The 20,914-nt window shown below is 25.7% G+C and carries 17 protein-coding genes; 14 read left to right on the top strand and 3 right to left on the bottom strand.

What is annotated here, in order from left to right; genetic code table 11:
• Positions 1–7: 7 nt before the first annotated feature.
• The 3 genes from purD to HGAG_RS04315 all read left to right on the top strand — a co-directional run bounded on the left by purD (position 8) and on the right by HGAG_RS04315 (position 3,512).
• A complete protein-coding gene (purD, locus tag HGAG_RS04325; protein WP_019118074.1) occupies positions 8–1,252 on the top strand; it encodes a phosphoribosylamine--glycine ligase in 1,245 nt (414 codons plus the stop codon).
• A gap of 147 nt (positions 1,253–1,399) precedes the next feature.
• Positions 1,400–2,251 carry an SDR family oxidoreductase gene (locus HGAG_RS04320; RefSeq protein WP_004838306.1) on the top strand — a complete coding sequence of 284 codons (852 nt, stop codon included), beginning with the start codon at positions 1,400–1,402 and terminating at the stop codon, positions 2,249–2,251.
• On the top strand, positions 2,241–3,512 hold the full coding sequence (locus tag HGAG_RS04315; protein WP_026074047.1) for a dicarboxylate/amino acid:cation symporter: 1,272 nt from the start codon (positions 2,241–2,243) through the stop codon (positions 3,510–3,512). The genes HGAG_RS04320 and HGAG_RS04315 overlap by 11 nt, the downstream gene beginning before the upstream one ends.
• Positions 3,513–3,543: 31 nt before the next feature.
• On the opposite strand, the gene HGAG_RS04310 is transcribed toward HGAG_RS04315, so the two are convergent.
• Positions 3,544–3,975 carry a Fur family transcriptional regulator gene (locus HGAG_RS04310; RefSeq protein WP_019118072.1) on the bottom strand — a complete coding sequence of 144 codons (432 nt, stop codon included), beginning with the start codon at positions 3,973–3,975 and terminating at the stop codon, positions 3,544–3,546.
• 93 nt (positions 3,976–4,068) lie between these two features.
• Between HGAG_RS04310 and HGAG_RS04305 the strand changes: the two genes are divergently transcribed.
• The 10 genes from HGAG_RS04305 to HGAG_RS04265 all read left to right on the top strand — a co-directional run bounded on the left by HGAG_RS04305 (position 4,069) and on the right by HGAG_RS04265 (position 18,322).
• A complete protein-coding gene (locus HGAG_RS04305; protein WP_019118071.1) occupies positions 4,069–5,181 on the top strand; it encodes a metal ABC transporter substrate-binding protein in 1,113 nt (370 codons plus the stop codon).
• Positions 5,182–5,847: a metal ABC transporter ATP-binding protein gene (locus HGAG_RS04300; protein ID WP_026074046.1), complete on the top strand. Its 666-nt coding sequence runs from the start codon at positions 5,182–5,184 to the stop codon at positions 5,845–5,847.
• Complete coding sequence (locus tag HGAG_RS04295) at positions 5,840–6,634, top strand: metal ABC transporter permease (RefSeq protein ID WP_019118069.1); 795 nt, start codon at positions 5,840–5,842, stop codon at positions 6,632–6,634. The genes HGAG_RS04300 and HGAG_RS04295 overlap by 8 nt, the downstream gene beginning before the upstream one ends.
• A 73-nt stretch (positions 6,635–6,707) precedes the next feature.
• Entirely contained in the window at positions 6,708–7,430 is a 723-nt protein-coding gene (locus HGAG_RS04290; RefSeq protein WP_019118068.1) for a YaaA family protein, read from the top strand.
• The gene (locus HGAG_RS04285; RefSeq protein WP_019118067.1) at positions 7,427–8,521 is read left to right on the top strand and encodes an exonuclease SbcCD subunit D; all 1,095 of its coding nucleotides are present in this window, start codon (positions 7,427–7,429) and stop codon (positions 8,519–8,521) included. Before HGAG_RS04290 ends, HGAG_RS04285 begins: the two co-directional genes overlap by 4 nt.
• Positions 8,518–10,878, top strand: a complete 2,361-nt coding sequence (locus HGAG_RS04280; RefSeq protein ID WP_026074045.1) for an AAA family ATPase — start codon at positions 8,518–8,520, stop codon at positions 10,876–10,878. Before HGAG_RS04285 ends, HGAG_RS04280 begins: the two co-directional genes overlap by 4 nt.
• 29 nt (positions 10,879–10,907) lie before the next feature.
• Positions 10,908–11,579 carry an SbcC/MukB-like Walker B domain-containing protein gene (locus HGAG_RS12000; protein WP_026074044.1) on the top strand — a complete coding sequence of 224 codons (672 nt, stop codon included), beginning with the start codon at positions 10,908–10,910 and terminating at the stop codon, positions 11,577–11,579.
• Positions 11,576–12,931, top strand: coding sequence for a PD-(D/E)XK nuclease family protein (locus HGAG_RS11995; RefSeq protein WP_244263816.1), 1,356 nt, complete (start codon positions 11,576–11,578; stop codon positions 12,929–12,931). Before HGAG_RS12000 ends, HGAG_RS11995 begins: the two co-directional genes overlap by 4 nt.
• A gap of 29 nt (positions 12,932–12,960) precedes the next feature.
• Positions 12,961–14,934, top strand: coding sequence for a PD-(D/E)XK nuclease family protein (locus HGAG_RS11990; RefSeq protein WP_244263815.1), 1,974 nt, complete (start codon positions 12,961–12,963; stop codon positions 14,932–14,934).
• Positions 14,927–18,322, top strand: coding sequence for a UvrD-helicase domain-containing protein (locus HGAG_RS04265; protein WP_019118066.1), 3,396 nt, complete (start codon positions 14,927–14,929; stop codon positions 18,320–18,322). Before HGAG_RS11990 ends, HGAG_RS04265 begins: the two co-directional genes overlap by 8 nt.
• Here the strand turns inward: HGAG_RS04265 and ymfI are convergent.
• Positions 18,303–19,031 carry an elongation factor P 5-aminopentanone reductase gene (ymfI, locus tag HGAG_RS04260; protein ID WP_019118065.1) on the bottom strand — a complete coding sequence of 243 codons (729 nt, stop codon included), beginning with the start codon at positions 19,029–19,031 and terminating at the stop codon, positions 18,303–18,305. The two genes, HGAG_RS04265 and ymfI, sit on opposite strands and share 20 nt — an antisense overlap.
• Positions 19,032–19,082: 51 nt before the next feature.
• Here ymfI and HGAG_RS04255 point away from each other — a divergent pair, with 51 nt between their 5' ends.
• Entirely contained in the window at positions 19,083–19,922 is an 840-nt protein-coding gene (locus HGAG_RS04255; RefSeq protein ID WP_019118064.1) for an aldo/keto reductase, read from the top strand.
• Positions 19,923–19,989: 67 nt separating this feature from the next.
• Here the strand turns inward: HGAG_RS04255 and pdxS are convergent, their stop codons facing one another.
• Positions 19,990–20,856, bottom strand: a complete 867-nt coding sequence (pdxS, locus tag HGAG_RS04250; RefSeq protein WP_280101255.1) for a pyridoxal 5'-phosphate synthase lyase subunit PdxS — start codon at positions 20,854–20,856, stop codon at positions 19,990–19,992.
• Between the last annotated feature and the right edge of the window lie 58 nt (positions 20,857–20,914).

The following is a 20,914-nucleotide window of genomic DNA, read 5'->3' as shown; positions in this document are numbered from 1 at the left end:
GTTTTTGATGAAAGTTTTAATAATTGGAAATGGTGGAAGAGAACATGCACTTGCTTGGAAAATTTCACAATCAAAAAAAGTAGACCAAATATTTATGGCAAAAGGAAATGCTGGCACTAATTCTTTTTGCAAAAATATAAATATCGAACCAACAGATATAAAATCCTTGGTTGATTTTTCTAAAAAAGAAAAAATTGACCTTACAATTGTAGGACCAGAAGATCCTTTATGTATGGGAATTGTAGATGAATTTGAAAAAAATAATCTTAAAATATTTGGACCAAACAAAGAATGTGCAAAATTTGAAAAATCAAAAAAATTTACCAAAAATTTCCTAGAAAAATATAAGATACCAACAGCACAATATAAATCTTTTGAAAATTTTGACAATGCCTTAAATTCCCTAAAAGATTTTTCCTATCCTTTAGTTATAAAAGCTGATGGGCTTTGTCTTGGAAAAGGTGTTATAATTTGCGAAGATGAAAAAAAAGCTATAGAAAGTCTTGATGATATTTTTAATAAAAAAATATTTGGAGATGAGGGAAAAACTGTTGTAATCGAAGAATTTTTGAAAGGCGAAGAAGCTTCACTTTTGTGTTTGGTCTCAAACAATAAATTATTTCCGTTAGAAACTTGCAAAGACCACAAGCAAATTTATGATGGAAACAAGGGTCCAAATACTGGAGGAGTTGGAACATATTCTCCAAGTAAATTTTCACAAAAAACAGGGGAAAATATAGAAATAATTTTAAGGCAAATTGAAAAAGGACTTGATGATTCAAAACTTTCTTATAATGGAATTTTGTTTATTGGATTTATGATCGATGAAGATAAACCAAAAATATTAGAATTTAACGTAAGATTTGGAGATCCAGAAACAGAAACCCTAATGCCAAGACTTGAATCAGACCTTGTAGAAATTATAGAAAAAACTCTTGATAATAGTTTAAAGAAAGACGATATAAAATGGTCTAGTGATTATTCTCTATCATTAATTCTTGTTTCAGATGGTTATCCATTAAAATATGAAAAAAATAAAGAAATAAGTGGACTTGAAGATGTAAAAAATTCAATTATTTTTCATAATGGAACAAAATTAGAAGATGGAAAAATTTTAACAAATGGCGGACGAGTTCTTACAATAAACGCAAAAGCAAAAACTTTAGAACTTGCAAGAAAAATCGCCTATAATGATTGCGAAAAAATAAAATACGAAAATAAATATTATAGAAAAGATATTGGATTAAATTAGCTAGTTTAACTAGCTTTTTTTATTTGCTTAATTTATTTATTAATTTTTATGTAAGATAAAGAACAAACAAAAATGAAAAATAATTTGCAATATGTTATAATAAAACATATAATTGTTTTTTTAAAAAAAATATAGAAAGGAAAATTTATGAGAATTAATACAATTTGGATTACAGGAGCTCATGGAAGACTTGGATCGACTCTTGTAAGATATTTAGATCCTTTGGAAGCTGAAATAATTGCAACTGACAAAGATGAAGTTGATATTACAAAACAAGAAGAAGTAAATTTGTTTGTAGATAGAAATAGACCAAAAATAATTATCAATTGTTCGGGCATTACCAATAGATTAAAATGCGAAAATGATCCTGATAAAGCATATTTGTTAAATGCTTTGGGAGCAAAAAATATTGCCATTGCGTCAAATAGGGTTAGAGCAAAACTTGTTCAGTTATCTACAGCAGATGTTTTTGATGGACAAACAATTCATCCATACAAAGAAATTGATAAGGCAAATCCAAATACAGTTTATGGAAAAAGTAAATTTTTGGGGGAAGAATTTGTAAAAAATTTTGCTGATAGATATTTTATAGTTAGGGTTTCAAGACTTTATTCAAAAGAAAATAATTTGGTTGAATCAATTATTGAACAAGCAAAAAATGGTATTGTTAAAGTGCCAAAATCAAGATATGGTTCTCCAACATCAGCCTATGAGCTTTCAAAATTTTTGATTTCAATAATGGGAACTAATGCTTATGGAATTTATCATGCTTCATGTGAGGGGACTTGTTCCTTTAGAGCTTTTGCTCAAAAAATTATTGATATTACAAAAATTGATGCAAAGGTAGAAGAAGTTAGAGATTCTGATAGAATTGATTTTGAACCAGCCTTTAGGGGAATAGATAATTATTTTTTAAATCTTTTGGACAAAAATACTTTTTCAACTTGGGAAGATGCCTTAAAAGATTACCTGAGAAGGGAGTATGGTTATGAAAGCTAAATCTAATAAAAAATTAGGCTTAACTTCTAAAATTTTTATTGCCCTAATTTGTGGAATGATTCTTGGAATTGTAATGCATTATTTTGTTCCAAAAGGTCATATTAAAGATGACATTATAATTGATGGAATTTTTTATTTATTAGGTCAAATGTTTATAAGAGCTATGCAAATGCTAGTTGTTCCATTGGTATTTTTTTCAATAGCTGATGGCTGCAGAAATATGGGAGATACAAAAACTCTTGGAAAAGTTGGAATAAGAATTGTATTATTTTATCTTTTGACAACAGCCCTTGCAATAATTATTGCTCTTTCTTTGGCGTCAATTATAAATCCTGGAAAAGGAATGAATATGAAGTTGGGTTCAAATGAATTTAATATGGATGCTGGAGAAAAAACTTCAATGAAAGATACGCTTTTAAATATGATTCCAACAAATCCTATTGAAGCTTTGGCAAAAGGCGATATGCTACAAATAATTATTTTTGCAGTTATAGTTGGACTTTTGATTGCAGGAATGGAAGATAGGATGGAAACTTTGGGAAATATAATTACAGAAATGAATGATTTGATGATGAGTATGACAATGGCTGTAATGAAACTTGCACCAATTGGAGTATTTTTCTTAATAGCAAGAACATTTTCAAATCTTGGTTACGATGTAATTTTGTCTATGCTTTCATATATGATTTCTGTAATTTTGGGACTTGCTTTCCAACTTCTGATAGTTTATATGCTGCTTTTGACGATATTTGTAAGAGTAAATCCATTTGCTTTTCTAAAAAAATATTTTCCAGTTATGACTTTTGCATTTTCAACCGCATCATCAAATGCGACAGTTCCATTAAATATTCAAACTCTAGAAGATATTGGAGTTGATAAAAAAATTTCTTCATTTACAATTCCTTTGGGAGCGACAATAAATATGGATGGAACTGCAATAATGCAAGGAGTAGCTGTAGTATTTATTGCTAATGCTTATGGAATTGATTTAACGTTGAATGATTATTTAACTGTAATATTAACAGCAACAATTGCCTCCGTTGGTACAGCAGGAATTCCATCAGTAGGACTTGTTACTTTGTCAATGGTCTTGTCATCAGTTGGACTTCCAGTAGAAGGAATTGCTATGATAATGGGAATAGATAGAATTTTGGATATGGCAAGAACAGCAATAAACACAACAGGAGATGCATCTGGAACAATTATAGTTGCAAATTCTGTAAATGCATTTAATAAAGAAAAATTTAATAAAAGAGTTTAAAATAAAAAAAGTTGGTAAAGAATTTTCTTTATCAACTTTTTTGTTTATTTAATTTTTTTTGACACTGTGGGCAAATTCCTGTAAATTCAAAACTGTGTCCTTTAATTACAAAGCCAGTATCTTTTTCTATCTCTTCTTCAATTTCATGGATTGGGCAATTTTCTATTATAAATTTTTTATTACAAGAAATACACCTTATAAAATGTTTGTGATTGTTAGAATTTAATTGAAAATAAGAAATGCCATCTGTATTTGTATTTTTTAAAAGGAGATTTATCTCTTCCAAGGTATTTAAATTTCTATAAATTGTTGAAAGATCCATATTGATATTCTCTTCTTTTAAATTTTCTAAAATTTCTTCTGCAGAAATTGGATCATCATTTTCAATTATCTTTTCTAAAATTATTTTTCTTTTTTCAGTAACACGAATCTTATTTTGCTTTAGTAAATCTTCTGCTTTCACAATCTCACCTCTATAAATATATTACCATATTGACAAAAAATGAAACAGCTATATAATATTCTTTGCAAATGATTTGCAATAAAAGGGGGAAAAATGAAAAAGAAAATATTAGCAATGATTTTGGTTTTCGGAATTTTTGTTACAGGATGTGCAAAAAATAATGAAAAATCAAATATAAATTCAAATAATTCAAATCAAACAAGTCAAAGTGAAAATAAAGATAAAGAAACAATTTATGCTTCTTTTTATCCAATTTATAATTTAACAAAACAAATTGCAGGAGATAAATTTAATGTAAAATCTTTTACAAATTTAAATACAGAAGTTCATGATTTTGAACCATCTGCAAAAGATATGGCAGATTTGTCAAAGGCAAAAGTATTATTTTTAAATGGAGCAGGGCTTGAATCTTGGCAAGAAAAAATATCAGAATCTTCAAAAGTTGAAATTGTGGATACTTCTAAAGGAATTAATTTAATAGAAAATACGCATGAAGATGAAAAAGAACATGATAAAAAACGTGAAGATAGACCTAAATCTTGTTGTGATGCTCCTCATTATCACGAATCTTTAGATGAAGATGAAAAAGAGGACAAAGATAATCATGAAGATAATGAAAAACATGAAGATAGCGAAAAAGAAGAACACGAACATGAAGATGGAGAAGAACACCACCATCATGGAGCATATGATCCTCACGTTTGGTTATCTCCAAAAAATGGAATAATTCAAGCAAAAAATATAGCAGAAAAACTTTCAGAAATTGATCCGGAAAATAAAGATTATTATGAGAAAAATTTTGAAAAAATAAAAAAAGAGCTTGAAGAAATTGATAAAGAATATGAAAAAAAATTAGAAAATAAAGAAAATAAAAAATTCTTAGTAGACCACGAGGCATTTTCTTATCTTGCTCGTGATTATGGTTTAATTCAAGTTCCGCTTACATCAATAACTTCAACAAGTGAAACTGATGCAAAAACTATGAAAAATGCAATTGATTATGTAAAAAAAGAAAAAATTACTGCAATTTTTTATGAAAAAGGCGAGTCTGATAAAAATGTAAAGACTTTGGCAGATGAATTATCTCTTGACGCAAAAGCTATAAATACTATAGAATATGCAAGTGATGATGATTTAAAAAATGAAAAAACTTATCAAGAATTGATAAGAGAAAATTTTGAAATAATGGAAAGTAGTTTAAAATAAATTAAAGATATAGAAGTTAAAGATGTAGTCTTTTCTTATGGCAAGGATGAAGTATTAAACAAAGTTAGTTTTGATTTGAATAAGGGCGATTTTTTGACTATTCAAGGAGAAAATGGCTCTGGCAAATCAACTCTAATAAAATTAATTTTAAAGGATTTGAAAAAAGATTCGGGAGAGATTAAATTATTTGGGATAAATATAGAAGATTTTAATGCTTATTCAAAAATTGGCTATGTACCACAAGTAAATGATTTAAACAAACTTGCCTTTCCAGTAACGGGAGAAGAATTTGTAATTTTAAATTTGTATAAGAAATTTAATATTTTTAACAGACCAAGCAAAAAATGTTATCAAAAGGTTCGTGATATTTTTGAAATTTTAAATATAAAAAATCTTTTGCATATTCCTTTCAATCAACTTTCAGGAGGGCAGGCTCAAAAAGTTATGATAGCAAGGGCAATGGTAAATAATCCAGAGGTTTTGCTTTTGGATGAGCCAACAGTTGGCGTTGATGAAAAATCAAAAAGAGACTTTCTTAAACTTCTAGCTCACTTAAATGATAAACACAAAATTTCAATTTTGATGATAAGTCATGAAATGGATGTTGTTAGAGAATTTTCTAAAAGAGAAATAAGGATAAAAAATGGAAGGATAGTTGATGCTTAGTTATGAATTTATGCAAAGGGCAATTTTAGTTGGGCTTATGCTTGCAATAATAATTCCTATGATTGGAATTGTTATGGTAAACAGGAGAACTTCTATGATTGGAGATGCCTTATCTCACACAGCTCTTTCTGGAGTTGCTCTAGGTTTAATTATTGGAATAAATCCTGTTTTTACTTCAATAATAATTTGTATTGTTGCAAGTTTTGCAATTGAAATAATTAGGAAAAAATTTAAAAGTTTTGGCGATATGGCAACGGCTATCATTATGAGTCTTGGAATTGGACTTGCAGGAATTTTGTCAGATTTCACACCGGGTGGCACAAGTTTTGAATCATTTTTATTTGGTTCAATAACAAGTGTTACGAGTGATGATGTAATTATTGTAAGTGTAATTTTCATTCTTGTTCTATTTTTTAGCCTTTATTTATATTATCCGCTTTTGTATAATTCAATTAGCCCTTTGATGGCAAATCTTGCTGGAATTAATTCAAAATTAATTTCTAGCATTTTTACATTTTTGACAGCTATTACCGTGGCAATTTCTACAAAAACTGTGGGAGCTTTGATGATTTCGTCATTAATGGTTTTGCCAGTTGCAAGTGGGCTTTTGATTTCAAAATCTTATAAAGAAACTTTTATAAAATCAATTATAATCGCAATAATTTATATGATGGCAGGAATTAGTGCAAGTTTTTATCTTGGAATAAAACCAGGTGGTGCCATAGTGGTTATTGCAGTTTTTGGAATGATAATTTCTCTAATAATTCAAAAAATTTTAAAAAGATAGGTTCGCCTGTCTTTTTTTTGTGGAAATTTTCTATGATATAATTAATTTAGAATGAAAAATAGAAAGGTTTGATATGAAAATTATAATTTCGCCTGCAAAAAGGTTTAAACATTTTGAAAATGAAAAAACAGAGGGGCTTTTGTTTGAAGACGAAACAAAACAATTAGTTGAAAATTTAAAAAAATATTCAATAAATGATTTAGCAAATATGTTTTTTTGCAATGATGATCTTGCTATAAAAGCTTATTATGATTACAAGGATTTCGATTTTAAAAATTTAAAAAATCCAGCGATTTTTTCTTATGATGGACTCGTTTTTAAGCAATTTAAAAAAGAAGATTTTAATGACTTAGCTTATTTGAATGATCATGTTTATATTATTTCTGCCTTATATGGTTTGTGCAAGCCTTTTACAGGAATTTCTGATTATAGACTTTATATGGATTCAAAAGGAATCAATATGCACGAATTTTGGGCTGACAAAATTTACAAAAAAGCCTTTGAGGATGAAAATTTTATTATAAATTTAGCAAGTGCTGAATACGCTAAGCTCATAAAAAAATATTTGAAAAAAAATCAAAAATTTCTGACCTTGACTTTCAAAGAAGATAGAAATGGAAAAATCCGTTCAATTGTTTCATATACAAAACAAATGCGTGGGAGAATGTTAAAATATTTAATTAATAATAAAATTTCAGATATTGAAGAAATTAAAAAAATAAATCTTTGTGATTATATTTATGATCCAATTAATTCAACAAAAGATGAGTATATTTTTGTGAGGGAAAATAAATGAAATTATTACATTTATCAGATCTTCATATAGGAAAATCAATTGGCTCATATTCTTTGCTAAAAGATCAAAAATTTTGTCTTGAACAAATTTTAAAAATTATTGAAGATGAAAAAGTAGATATTGTTTTGATTGCAGGAGATATTTTTGATACATCTATTCCAAATAATGAAGCCATGAAGGTCTATTCTGATTTTGTGGATGAAATTATTTTTAATTTGAAGAAAAAAATTATAGCAATTTCTGGAAATCACGATTCTGGAAAAAGGCTTGAAATTTCTAAAAGTTTTTTTGAAAAAAATTCTTATTATATTTATGGAAATTCTTCTGATGAAAAAATTTCTTTTGATGATGAGTACGGAAAGGTTAATTTTTATCCGATTCCTTATATTTCCCTTGCAAGGGCAAAAAATGAAATCGATTCAAATATAGAAAATTTTACTGACCTTTATAAAGTTTTATTAAAAAATATAGATTATAAGGATAGAAATGTTTTGATAAGTCATTGTTATGCAAATGAAAAGCCGTTTGAAGATGAAAAAATAGAAGGGGAAAAACCTCTTACAATTGGTGGAAATGATGCTATGGATGCCCATTTATTTAAAAATTTTGATTATGTAGCTTTAGGTCATCTTCACAGAAAACACTTTGTCCTTGATGAAAAAATTAGGTATTGTGGGACTTTTATGAAATATTCATTTTCTGAAATAAATCAAAAAAAATCAGTAACTGTTATTGATTTAAAAGAGGATTTAAAAATAAAAGAAATTGAAATTAAACCTTTAAATGATTTTGAAAAAATTTGTGATTATTTTGAAAATATTTTAAAAATGAAAAATTCAAATGCTTATATAGAATTTACTTTAAAAGATGATAAGCCAATAGATTCTCCGATGGCAAAATTAAAAATGAAATTTCCTCATGCAGTTTCAATAAAGTACGAAAAATCAATAAATATTGAAAAGGATGAGGATATTGATATTGATTTTGAAAAATTATCAAGCATGGAAATATTTGAAGAATTTTATAAGTTTAAAATGAATGAAAAAATGACAGATTTAGAAAAAGAAATACTTAAAAAGGTGATACAATGAAGCCTGTAAAACTTGAAATGTATGGATTTATGACCTACAAAAATAAAACTTTTATAGATTTTACAAAAATATATGATTCTAAAATATTTATAATTTCAGGAGATACTGGAAGTGGAAAAACTACAATTTTTGATGCTATAAGCTTTGCACTTTTTGGAGAAATTCAAAGAGAAGGATTTAATTCAAACGATATTAGAAGTGATTTTCTAGGTGGAGATGATCCTATAACTTATGTAGATTTTTATTTTGAAATTGATGGAAAAAATTATAGGATAAAAAGAATTCCAAATCAAAAAGCAAAAAAAACAAGAGCAAATGTCAATGTTTCTCACAGCGTAGAATTTTATAAAATCGAAAATGAAAAGGAAATTCTAATATCTGATGGACCACAAAAAACAGATAAAAAAATAATTGAAGTAATTGGACTTGATTATAATCAATTAAATAGGGTTATGATTCTTGCACAAGGAGAATTTTCAAAATTTTTAAAATCAAATTCAGATGAAAAAGCTGAGCTTTTGTCAAAAATTTTTTCGTCTTATCTTTACAAGGAAATAGAAGAAAAATTGAAAGAAGCAAGCAAAAATTCAAAGAGAAATTTGGATATTATTTCTAATAGCTTGGAAAATGAAATTGTAAAAAATGAACTCTTAGAAGATAAAGTTGATGATGAGTTAATAAAGCTTAAAGATTTTCAAAAAATTATAGATATTATAGAAGATTTGCTTGTAGAAAGTGAAAAAAATCTTCAAATAAAAAATGAGGAGAAATTATCTTTAAATAAAAATCTAGAAAGTGAAAATTCCAAGCTAAATTTCTATGAAAAAGAAAATGAACAAATAGAAAATTACAAAGATTTACTTAAAGAAAAAGAAAAGCTTTTAGAAGATGAATCTTTTTATAAAAATTTAAAGAAAGATTTGGCTTACGCAGAAAAATCTATAGCAATAAAACCATATTACGAATCTTTTCTTGACTTAAATAAAAGCCAAAAGGATTTGAAAATAAAATTAGATTTTGAAAATAAAAATTTAAAGACCATTGAAGAAGAATTGAAAGAAAATAAAACTTATCTTGGAAATAAGGATGAGCTTTTAAAAATTATCGATCAAAAGAAAGAAAATATAGTAAAAAATCTTGAAATATTAAATAAATTTGAAAACTTACAAAAAATTAAAGATGAATTAGATAAAAATAAAAAAGCATTTGAAGATGGAAAAAATTATAAAAAATCCATAGAAAATAATTTAAAAGAAAAAGAAAAAATAAATGAAAAAATAAGAAAAAAATCAGATGAATTGCTAGATTTTTCTAGAAATCTTGAAAAAATTACAAAGAAAAGCCACAATGCCTACCAAAAAGTTTTTGAATGTCAAAATTTTTATGAAAAAGCGCTAATTAATGATGAAAAAATTAAAAATTTAAATGATGAAAAAATTCAATTTGATAAGGCAAATAAAGCTTATGAAAAGGCAAAAATCTTATTAGATAGGGCAAAAGAGAACAAAAAATCTATACAAATAAATGAATTTAGGAAAGATTTAAAAGAAAAAGGAATTTGTCCGATTTGCGGAAGGATTTATAAGGGAGAAATTGAGTTTTTAGAATCTTTTGAACTTGATATAGAAAAAATTGAGAAAGATTATTTTGATTTGGAATTAAAAATAAATCGTTCGAAAGATAAAATTTCAGATTTGGAAAAATCAATAGATTTTAATATGGAAAAGGCGGAAGATATTGAAAAAAATCTTCAAATTTATAAAAATGAACATAAAAAATTGAAAAAATCTTACGACAAATCCAATCAAGAATATAAAAAAGAAATAAGCTACAAAAAAGATTTAGAAAATGAAGTTTTTGAGATTGAAAAAATAATTGGAGATTTAGAGAATAAGTTAGAAAATTTAGGTAATTTGAATAATATAGAAGAGCTTGAAAATAAATTTAAAATAAAAAAAGAAGAGCTTGATGATTTTGATGAAAAAAAAGTTATTGAAAATGTAAATTTTGACAAAAAATTTGTCGAAAATGAAGAAGAAAGAATTAAAAAGATTGATGAGAAAATAAAAAACTTAGAAAAAGAAAAATCTTCATCAAATTCAAAGGTGGAATCACTTAGCTCTTATATAAAAATAAATCAAGAAAAAATTTTAAAGGCTGAAAATATTTTTAAAAATAAGATTAGGGAAAATTTTAAGTGTATAGATGAATTTTTGAAATACTTAGAAAAATCCAAGGACTTAATTGATAGAAAAGAAGAAATTCAAAAATATTTTGAAAACTTAAACAATATTTCTATAAGGCTAACAAGTCTTAAAGATTACGCAAACAAAGAAAAATTTGAAACGGAAAAATAAAAGAAAAAATTGAAAATTTAAAAAATATTTTGGAAGAAACAAATGATTCCATTTTTTCTCTAAAATTAGACGAAACAAGATTAAATGATAGCAAAAATGAAATATATTCGATAGAAAAAAACTTCAATAAATTAAAAAATGAGGATGGAATTTTATATAAACTTTCAAGAATAGCTGATGGTTCTTTGTCAAATGTTTCTGGAAGGGAAAAATTAAATTTTGAAACTTTTGTTCTTTCTTATTATTTTAGAAAAATATTAGCTCTTGCAAATATAAGGCTTAAAGAAATGACCGATGGTCAATTTACAATGATTAGAAAAAAACAAACTAGCGATAAGAGAAAAAATTATGGTCTTGATATAGAGATTTTGGATGCGAATACGGGAAAGATAAGGAGCGAGGCTTCTCTTTCTGGTGGAGAAAGTTTTATTGCATCACTTGCTTTGGCTCTTGGACTTTCTGATGAAATAAGTATGGAAAATGGTGGAATAAAAATCGACACGCTTTTTATTGATGAAGGTTTTGGAACTCTATCAGATGATTATTTGGAAAAAGCAATAAGAACAATTGAAAAATTATCCTATGATAATAAATTTATTGGTTTAATTTCTCATGTAAAGGAATTAAAAGATGCTATTGATGCAAAAATTGAAGTTTCATATTCAAAAACAGAAGGGTCAAGTTTGAAGGTGGTTGTATGATAAAAATTATAATGAGCAAATTTCCTAAAGAAAATTCATTTTATATTTACAAAGACATTGAAAAAAATTTGGATAAAAAAGAAAAAGCATTTCTTATAGTTCCAGAACAATATACACTTGAAAGTGATATGGATTTTATTGATTCAATAAAATATAAGTCGGTTATGGATGCAAAAGTTTTATCATTTTCATCTTTAATTTCATATATTTCTCAAAGGCTAAGTCTTAAAAAAAATGAAAATTTAAATCAAGTTTCTAAGGCAATTTTACTTACAAGCGTACTTGATGAAATAGATGATAAATTAAAACTTTTTTCAAATAAATCATTTGATATAGATTTTGTAAATAATCTTTCTGATTTTTTCTCAAATATTAAGGAATATTACTTTGATGATGAATTTTTTGGAAAAATTAATAAAAATGAAAATTTAGATCCAATGACAAAATTAAAATTTGAAGAAATCAAATTGATTTATGATTCTTATATAAAAAAGCTTGAAAATTCTTATATTGACAAAGAAGATGAGCTTGAAATTATAAAAGATAATATTAAATATTGCGATTTTTTTAAAAATGTTAATTTTTATTTCGATAAATTTGATTTTTTGTCTGACCTTAAAATAGATTTTATAAAAGAGTTAATAAAAATCGGAGCAAAAGTTACGATTTCAATTTGCCTTGATTGGAAATATTATGAAAATAATATGGCAGGCGATATGGATATATTTGATCAAGCAATTCGCTTTGTCGAAAGTTTAAAAAATATAGACAAAATAAAAATTATAAATTTAGAAAAAGAAAATGATCTTTTAGATATTAAGCACCTCTATGAAAATTTTGAAAAATATAATCCCCAAATTTATCAAGAAAAAACTAAAAATATAAATATTGTTGAATCAATTTCATCAACAAATGAAATTGAAAATATAAGCTTGATTATAGAAAAATTGATTAGAGAAGGTCATAGATATTCAGAAATTTCTTTGGTTTTGGCAAATAGTGATGAGTACGAAAATCTTGTAAAAAGAATTTTTGCAAGGAGCGAGATTCCTATTTTTGTTGATAAAACAAAAAAATTATCCGACAATCATATTTTAAAAACATGGCTTTCTATGATTAGACTTGTCGTTTTTGATTTTAGAAAAACAGACCTTGAGGCTTTTATAAGATCAAATATAATTGATTTTGGAGAAAATGCCTACGAAAGGATTTTAGATTTTCAAAATTATATTGAAAATAGAAAAATCAAAGGGGCTATGATTTTTGAGGATAAGTATTTTGTTTTAGATGAAAAATTTTATGAAAATGATGAGAAATTAAAAAAGAAAAAGAAGCTGAGCTTAAAAATGTAAATTCAATAAGAAAAATTTTAATCGACTTATTGTATGACCTATATAAAATTAGAAATGAAAAGATTAAGGCAAATGATCTTGTAAAAGAAATTTATAAGAGTTTTGATAAAAAAATAATAAAATCAGGTTTTAATCATTATCAAGAAAATATAAGGGAAAATAGGCTTGAAATTTTTGAAGAAAACAAACAAGTTTGGGATAAATTTTTGACGAATTTAGAACAAATAGCAACAATTTTGAATGATAGTCCTACAAAGCTTAAAAAAATTTACAAATTAATAGAAAATTCTTGTAAGGCAACATCAATTGGCATAATTCCTCCTGCAATCGATCAAGTTTTAATTGGAGATTTTTCTAGAGATAGGATAAATGATAGAAAAATTAAAATTTTTGTTGGAATGACAGATATTTATTTTCCAGGAAATAACAATAGTGAGATGTTAATATCAGAAAATGAAAAAACTGCTTTGGAAAATGAAGGCATTGACCTTAAAATTTACAAAGAAAAAAAGGATGATAAAATTCTTTTAAATTTACTTAGGATGTTTACATCATCGCAAAAAATTATTTTTTCATATTCTTTAATAAATAAAGAAAACGACCCAATGAATAGGGCAACAAGTATTTCTGATATTATAAATATTTTTCCAAATATTTCTTACAAAAAAATTGCCCAAAGTAAATTTGATTTTATAAAATATTCCACAGATCTTTTGGACTTAAAGGCATATCAAATTTTATGGAATATAAAAAACAAAGAAGATACAAAAAAATCAGAAAAGGAATTTGTAAAATCATATATTAAATTTAAAAAAGATAAGGTAGAAAATTACAATTATTCAAAAAATTCTTCTTATGACTTATTTATAAAAGGATTTACTTATTCTAATGATAAAAATTTATTAAGTTCTGAAATTTCAAAAAAACTCTATGATAAAAATAAATTTTCAGTTTCAGAAATTGAAACTTATGCAAAATGTCCTTACAAACATTTCATAAATTATGGGCTTAGGGCAAAAGAAAATAAAAAGTTGGATGTTGATAATTTAGAAATTGGAAATATTGTTCACTATAATATGGAAAATATTTCAAAGAAATTGATTGATATGGATCTTAAAGAATTTGATGATGAAAAAATAGAAAATCTAGTAAAAGAAAGTTTCAAAAAAGCAATCGAAAACTCTCTTGATTTGGGAAGGGCAAATGATAATAAAAATAAATTTATTTTATCAAATATTTATGAGTCAACTCAAAAATCATCTAAAAAAATAATCAACCAAATCAAAGAAGGAAATTTTAAAATTGATAGTGTAGAAGAAAAATATGGAAAGGGACAAAAATATCCAGAAGTTTATGTGGATGATAAAAACTATCTTGAAGGACGAATTGACAGGATTGATAAGTGCGATAATTTACTAAGAATTATTGATTACAAAACTGGCTCAAAAGAAATCAAAATTTATAATCTATTAAATGGCTTAGACCTTCAATTATTTGTATATATGTTGGCTGCAAAAGAAAAAAAATCCGAAAATTTATTTCCTGTTGCTAGTTTTTATTTTCCTTTAAAAGACGAGGTTAAAAAACTTGAAAAAAATTATGATAAGGATGAGATTAAAAAAATTTATGATGACAAAACAAAAATGAATGGACTTATTATAAAAATTGATGAGGAAATTTTAAATCTTTTGGATAAGAATTTTGACGGCAAAAAATCTGATATTTTTAAAATCACAAGAAGTAAAGATAATATTTTTTCTCTTGAAGAAGAAAAAATAGTTGAAAAATTTATTAAAAAATTAATTTCTTCTTATATAAGTGAAATTAAAAATGGAAATATTAAATTAAATCCACTTAGAATAAATCAAAATTCTTATGAATGCATAAATTGCCCTTATAAATCAATTTGCAAATTTGATTACACAAGAGATCAAGACAAATTTCATGATATAAATAAAAATATTTCCATAAATGATATTAAAAAGGAGCAATCAGATGAGTAAATTTAAGCCAACTGATGATCAAAAAAAAGCAATAGAATCAAGAGGAAAAAATATTATTGTTTCTGCTGCGGCAGGAAGTGGAAAAACTAGAGTTTTGGTTGATAGGCTTGTTTCAATTATGCTTGAAGAAAAAATTCCCATAAAAAATATGATTATCGTAACTTTCACAAACAAGGCATCTGCTGAAATGAAAGATAGAATAAGACAAAAATTAAATGAGCTTATGAAAGAGGGAAACTCTGACAAAATTTTCATAAAAAATCAAATAAAATCTATAAATGATGCTTTTATAAAAACCCTCCATTCATTTTGTGCAGATATGCTAAGGGAAAATTTTTATTTGTCTGATAATCTTTCTCCTTCTTTTAAAATTGCTGCTGATTCTAAACAAGCACTTTTGAGAAAAGATGCTATTGATGAGCTTTTTGAAGATGAATACGAAAAAAATGATTCAAATTTTATAAATTTTTTGCATAATTTTGCTTCATCAAAAGATGATAAGGATGCAAAAAATATAATTTTGGACTTATATGATTTTTCAAAAAGTCAAATAAATCCACATCAATGGCTTTGTGATAATACAAATAATAATTTTGATTTTGAAAAATTTAAATTTTATATAAAAGAAAGAATCGAAACAATTATTTTAAATGCAAGAGATTTGGAAAATTATATAAAAGAAAAATCAATGAGGGATAAGTATTTTATAATGATTGAAAAAGATTTATCCTATTTAGAAAAAATAAAAAATGCCATAGAAGAAAAATCTTGGGATGAGGTCATAGAAATTTTTGAAAATGGATTAGCTAATATGGTTACAATTTCAAAAAAATTAGATGATCCAAATGAAAATGCCTATGTAAAAGCAAAAAAAAATGCCTACAAAGAAGAATTTAATATTGTAAAAGATTTTGTAAAAAATACAGATTCTATTACTAGGGGATTTTTTAATCCTTTGGAAGAAAAAATTTTAAATGAATTAAAAAATCTTGTGTTTTCTTTTGAAAAAATTTATACAAATAAAAAAAGAGAAGAAAATTATTTGGATTTTTCTGATATGGAACATGAATTTATTAAATTATTGGACAATGAGAAATTACAAAGCAAATTAAAAAAGCAATTTAAATATATTTTCTTTGATGAATATCAAGACTCAAACGACATTCAAAATTATATAGTAGAAAAATTAAAAAATGAAAATAATTTATTTTTTGTAGGAGATGTTAAACAATCAATTTATGGTTTTAGAAATGCAAGGCCAGAATTATTTTTAAAAAAGCTTGAAGATTATGACACAGATTCAAATTGCCTAAGAATTAATTTGTCCAAAAATTTTAGGACTGATAAGGACTTGATTGATTTTAATAATTATATATTTGATAGGCTTATGACAAGAAAAAATTCTGATATAGCTTACAAAGACGACAACCACAGATTAAATTATCATTTTGAATTTGACGAAAAATATCCAAAAGTTTCAATCAAGGCTCTTGCAAAAAATGTAAGCGAAGAGGCTTATTTGACAAAAGAAATAAATAATTTAATAAATTCGGGTTTGGAATATAAGGATATTGCAATTTTACTTAGAGCATCATCAAAAGCATATTTATTTGAAAATGAATTAAAAAAAGCAGGAATTCCATTTTCATCTGATATTTCAAAAATTTCATTTGAAACAGTTGAAGTAGAATTTTTCATAAATATTTTAAAATATATAGCCAATCCAAACGATGACATTAGCCTTCTTTCAGTTCTTAGGAGTGAAATATTTAATTTTTCTGAAGATGATTTGGCAGAAATTAGTTTATCATCCGAAAAATCTCATTTTTACAAAAAATTTAAGGAGTATGAGAAAGAAAATGAAAATAATCTTTCTCAAAAAATTTCTGATTTTAATACGATTTTTACAGATTTTTCTTATATTTTAAATTTTTCAACCATGTATGACTTTGCAAATATTATTTTTGAAAAATCTGGTCTTTATGATTTTTTGAAAGCAAGGGACAGGGGAGAAGAAAGAGTAAAAAACATTGAGGCTTTTATTGAATTGATGGATGATTATGATAAAAATAATGAAAATTCTTTATTTGGATTTTTAGCTTACATTGATAATTTGAAAAATCAAAAAAAAGATAATTTAAAAGCTTCAAGAAATTTATCCGACGATGAAAATTTAGTGAGAATTATGACAATTCACAAGTCAAAAGGTCTTGAATTTAAGACTGTAATTTTACCAGATTTTTCTAAAAGGTTTAATACTCGCGACAATTCAAAAGATATGGTTTTGGATAAGGATTTGGGAATTGGAATTAATATTGCCGATTGGGAAAATAAAATAAAAATTTCGTCTATAAAAAGAGATTTGATTTTAGAAAAATCTAATCTTAATGATAAAAAAGAAGAAATGAGAGTTTTATATGTTGCGCTAACTCGTGCTGAAAGAAAAATTTCTATAATTGGAAAAAAAGATTTAAATGAAAAAGGGCTTGAAAAAATTTTAAATGCAAACTCAGTTTTGGATTTATCATCTTATATGGATTGGATTTTAAAAATTTTGTGCGATGATAAAATAATGAGTGATTTTGTAGATATAGATTATAGGACAGATGCTTTTAATAAGGGATTTTTGGAAATAAAATATATTGAAGAATTCAAAGAAGATTATAAAAAAGATTATACAGATGTTGAAAAACTTATTGGGACAGCTGATTATAATCAAAAAATTTATAATGATATAGAGGAAATTTATAATTTTTCTTACAAAAATAAGCAAAATATAAATAAATCTTTGAAAAAATCTGTAACAGAGATTGCAAAAAATTATGATTTATCAAAAGATGGCTACGAAAAATCTTCTTTTGAAGGAAATGAAGATTTTTATGAATTTAGAAAGCCAAATTTTGAAGAAATAAAATTATCAGCAACTGATAAGGGAACTTTAATCCACAAAATTTTCCAAGAATTAGAATTTAAATCTTACGATTTAAATTTATTAGAAAAAGAAATAAATAAATTAGTCGATTTAGGAAAAATAAAAAAAGAATATCTCCCATATATAAATTTTGAAAATATTTTAGGATTTTTTAATTCTAAAATCATTCAAGATTTAATGAAAAAATCACCAAAAATTCGAAAGGAAGAATCATTCCTTAGAAAAATTGATGATTTTTATGTAAATGGTCAGATTGATATAATGTTTGAATCCCAAAATGAAGTTGTACTTATGGATTTTAAAACAGATTCTTTAAAAAGAGAAGGATTTTATGATAAGCAACTTGAAATTTACAAGGACTCCATAGAAGAAGCTCTTGGAAAAAAAGTTATATCATCTTATATTTATTGGTACAATTTTAAAGAATTTGAACAAGTTAATAAAAACCACCGTTAATATCAAAAATAGAACCTGTAATATAAGAGCCTTTTTCAGATATTAAAAATTCAACGAGATTTGCAATTTCTTCGGATTTTGCAAATCTTTTTTCTATTAAATCTTCTTTCAAAGATTTTTTATCATCTTCAGACAAATCAAATTTAGTCATATCAGTATCAACAATTCCTGGAGAAATTGCATTTACCCTAATATTTGATGGCAAAAGTTCTTTTGAAAGAGCCTTTGTAAAAGAATTTACTCCGCCCTTACTTGCAGAATAAGCAACTTCAAAACTTGCTCCCAAACTTCCCCAAATTGATGAAATATTTATAATAACTCCAGATTTTTGACCAACCATATTTGGAATTGCTCTTTTTGAAGTTAAAAAAATTGAGGATAAATTTGTCCTTAAAATTTCATTCCAATCGGACAAAGTCATATCTTGAATTAAACCAAAATAAGAAATGCCTGCATTATTTATTAAAATATCAACATGAGAAAAATTTTTCTCAGCAAGATCAAATAAACTATTTATTTCATCTTCATTTTTAACATCACATTTTACAGCAATTACATTTGGATTTTCTTTTCTCAAATCTTCTAATAAATTTAAAGCTTTATCCTTATTTTCCTTATAAGTTAAGATTAAATTGTAGGATTTATTTAATTTTTTTGCAATGGCAGCACCAATTCCTCTTGATGCGCCCGTTATTAATACAGTTTTCATAAAATGATTATATCATATATTTAAGGGTAAAACTTAAAACAGGAGGATGATATGAAATATTACAAACTAAATGACGGAAATAAAATACCAGCTTTGGGTTTTGGTACTTATAAAATTACTGACAGAAATGACATGGCAAATGCAATTGAGGCATTTTTTGAAAATTCTTATGAATATTTAGATACAGCAAAAATTTATAATAACGAAAAAATGGTAGGAGAAGAACTTAAAAATTCTGGCAAAAAAAGAAATGAATACAAAATAGCAACCAAAGTTTGGCCAAGTGATTTTGGCTATGACAAAACTAAAAAATCTCTTGACGAATCTTTGGAAAAATTGCAAACAGATTATTTGGACGTGGTTTTACTCCATTGGTTTGGAAAAGATTTTGAAAAATCATGGAAAGTTTTTGAAGATTATAAAAGACAAGGGATTGTAAAAACAATAGGAGTTTCAAATTTTGAAATTTCTCAATTAAAAAAACTTTTAGAAATTGGAGAAAAACCAGCAATCGACCAATTAGAATCTAGTCCACATTTTCAAAATGACGAAACAGTAAGATTTTTAAAAGAAAATAATATTATTCATCAATCTTGGTCGCCAATTGCTAGGGGAAGAAGTGAATTATTAGAAGAATTTGTAATAAAAAAACTTGCAAATAAATACAATAAAACTCCAGCTCAAATAGTTTTGCGTTGGCACATTGAAAGAGGCTCAATGCCAATTCCAAAATCAACAAATCCAAAAAGAATAAAAGAAAATATAGAAATATTTGATTTTTCACTTGACGAAAAAGATTTGAAAGCAATAAAATCAATTGACCTTAAAAAAAGATATTCATCAGATCCTGAAGATGAAAATTGGTTAAAAGATTTATTAAAAAGAATATAAAGAAAAAATAAAAATTCTGCAGTTTAATGCAGAATTTTTTTATGGGGCATATTGTCTGATTTTTATTTTATCTATTTTCAAAAATTTCTTTTATTTCGTCTTCATTTATTCCAACCATAGCTTCGCCTAAATCTTTTGAAACTTCTAAAAAAATTTCTGGTTTATCAAAATTTTCTACGGCTTTTACAATTGCATTTGCTCTTTTTTCTGGATTTCCAGATTTAAAAATTCCACTTCCCACAAACACACCGTAAGCTCCAAGTTGCATCATCAAAGCAGCATCGGCAGGAGTTGCAACTCCACCAGCAGAAAGATTTGCTACAGGAAGTTTTTTATTATCTCTTACATATTTTAAAAGATTTACATCAACAGCTAATTCTTTTGCGTATGAAAAAATTTCATCATCAGTTAAAACAGAAATTCTTTGGATTTCCCTGTTAATTTCTCTCATGTGTCTTACAGCTTGGACAATATTTCCTGTTCCAGCTTCTCCTTTTGTTCTAATCATTGAAGCTCCTTCAGAAATTCTTCTCAAAGCTTCAGAAATATTTCTTGCTCCACATACAAAAGGTGTTTTAAATTTCTTTTTGTCGATGTGATTGTAATCGTCAGCCACAGTCAAAACTTCAGACTCATCTATGTAATCAACTCCCAAGGCTTCAAGAATTTGTGCCTCAACAAAATGTCCAATCCTTACCTTTGCCATTACAGGAATTTTTACAGCATTCATTATCTCTTCAATCATTTTTGGATCGCTCATTCTTGAAACGCCACCAGCAGCTCTTATATCTGCAGGAACTCTTTCAAGAGCCATAACAGCACTTGCACCAGCTGCCTCTGCGATTTTTGCTTGTTCAACGTTCATTACATCCATAATAACTTTTTTTTCAAATTTAGCATTTATATTTTTTTCAATCATTTTTTTCTCCTTAATATTTATCTTGATTCTATTATATGATAAACTGTAACTAATAAAAGTAACAAAAAATAAA

Origin of the sequence: Anaerococcus obesiensis ph10 (assembly GCF_000311745.1) — a bacterium.
GTDB classification, from domain to species: Bacteria; Bacillota; Clostridia; order Tissierellales; family Peptoniphilaceae; genus Anaerococcus; species Anaerococcus vaginalis.
Note: the sequence above shows the minus strand (reverse complement) of the source record. Positions and strands in the feature narration are given on the sequence as shown.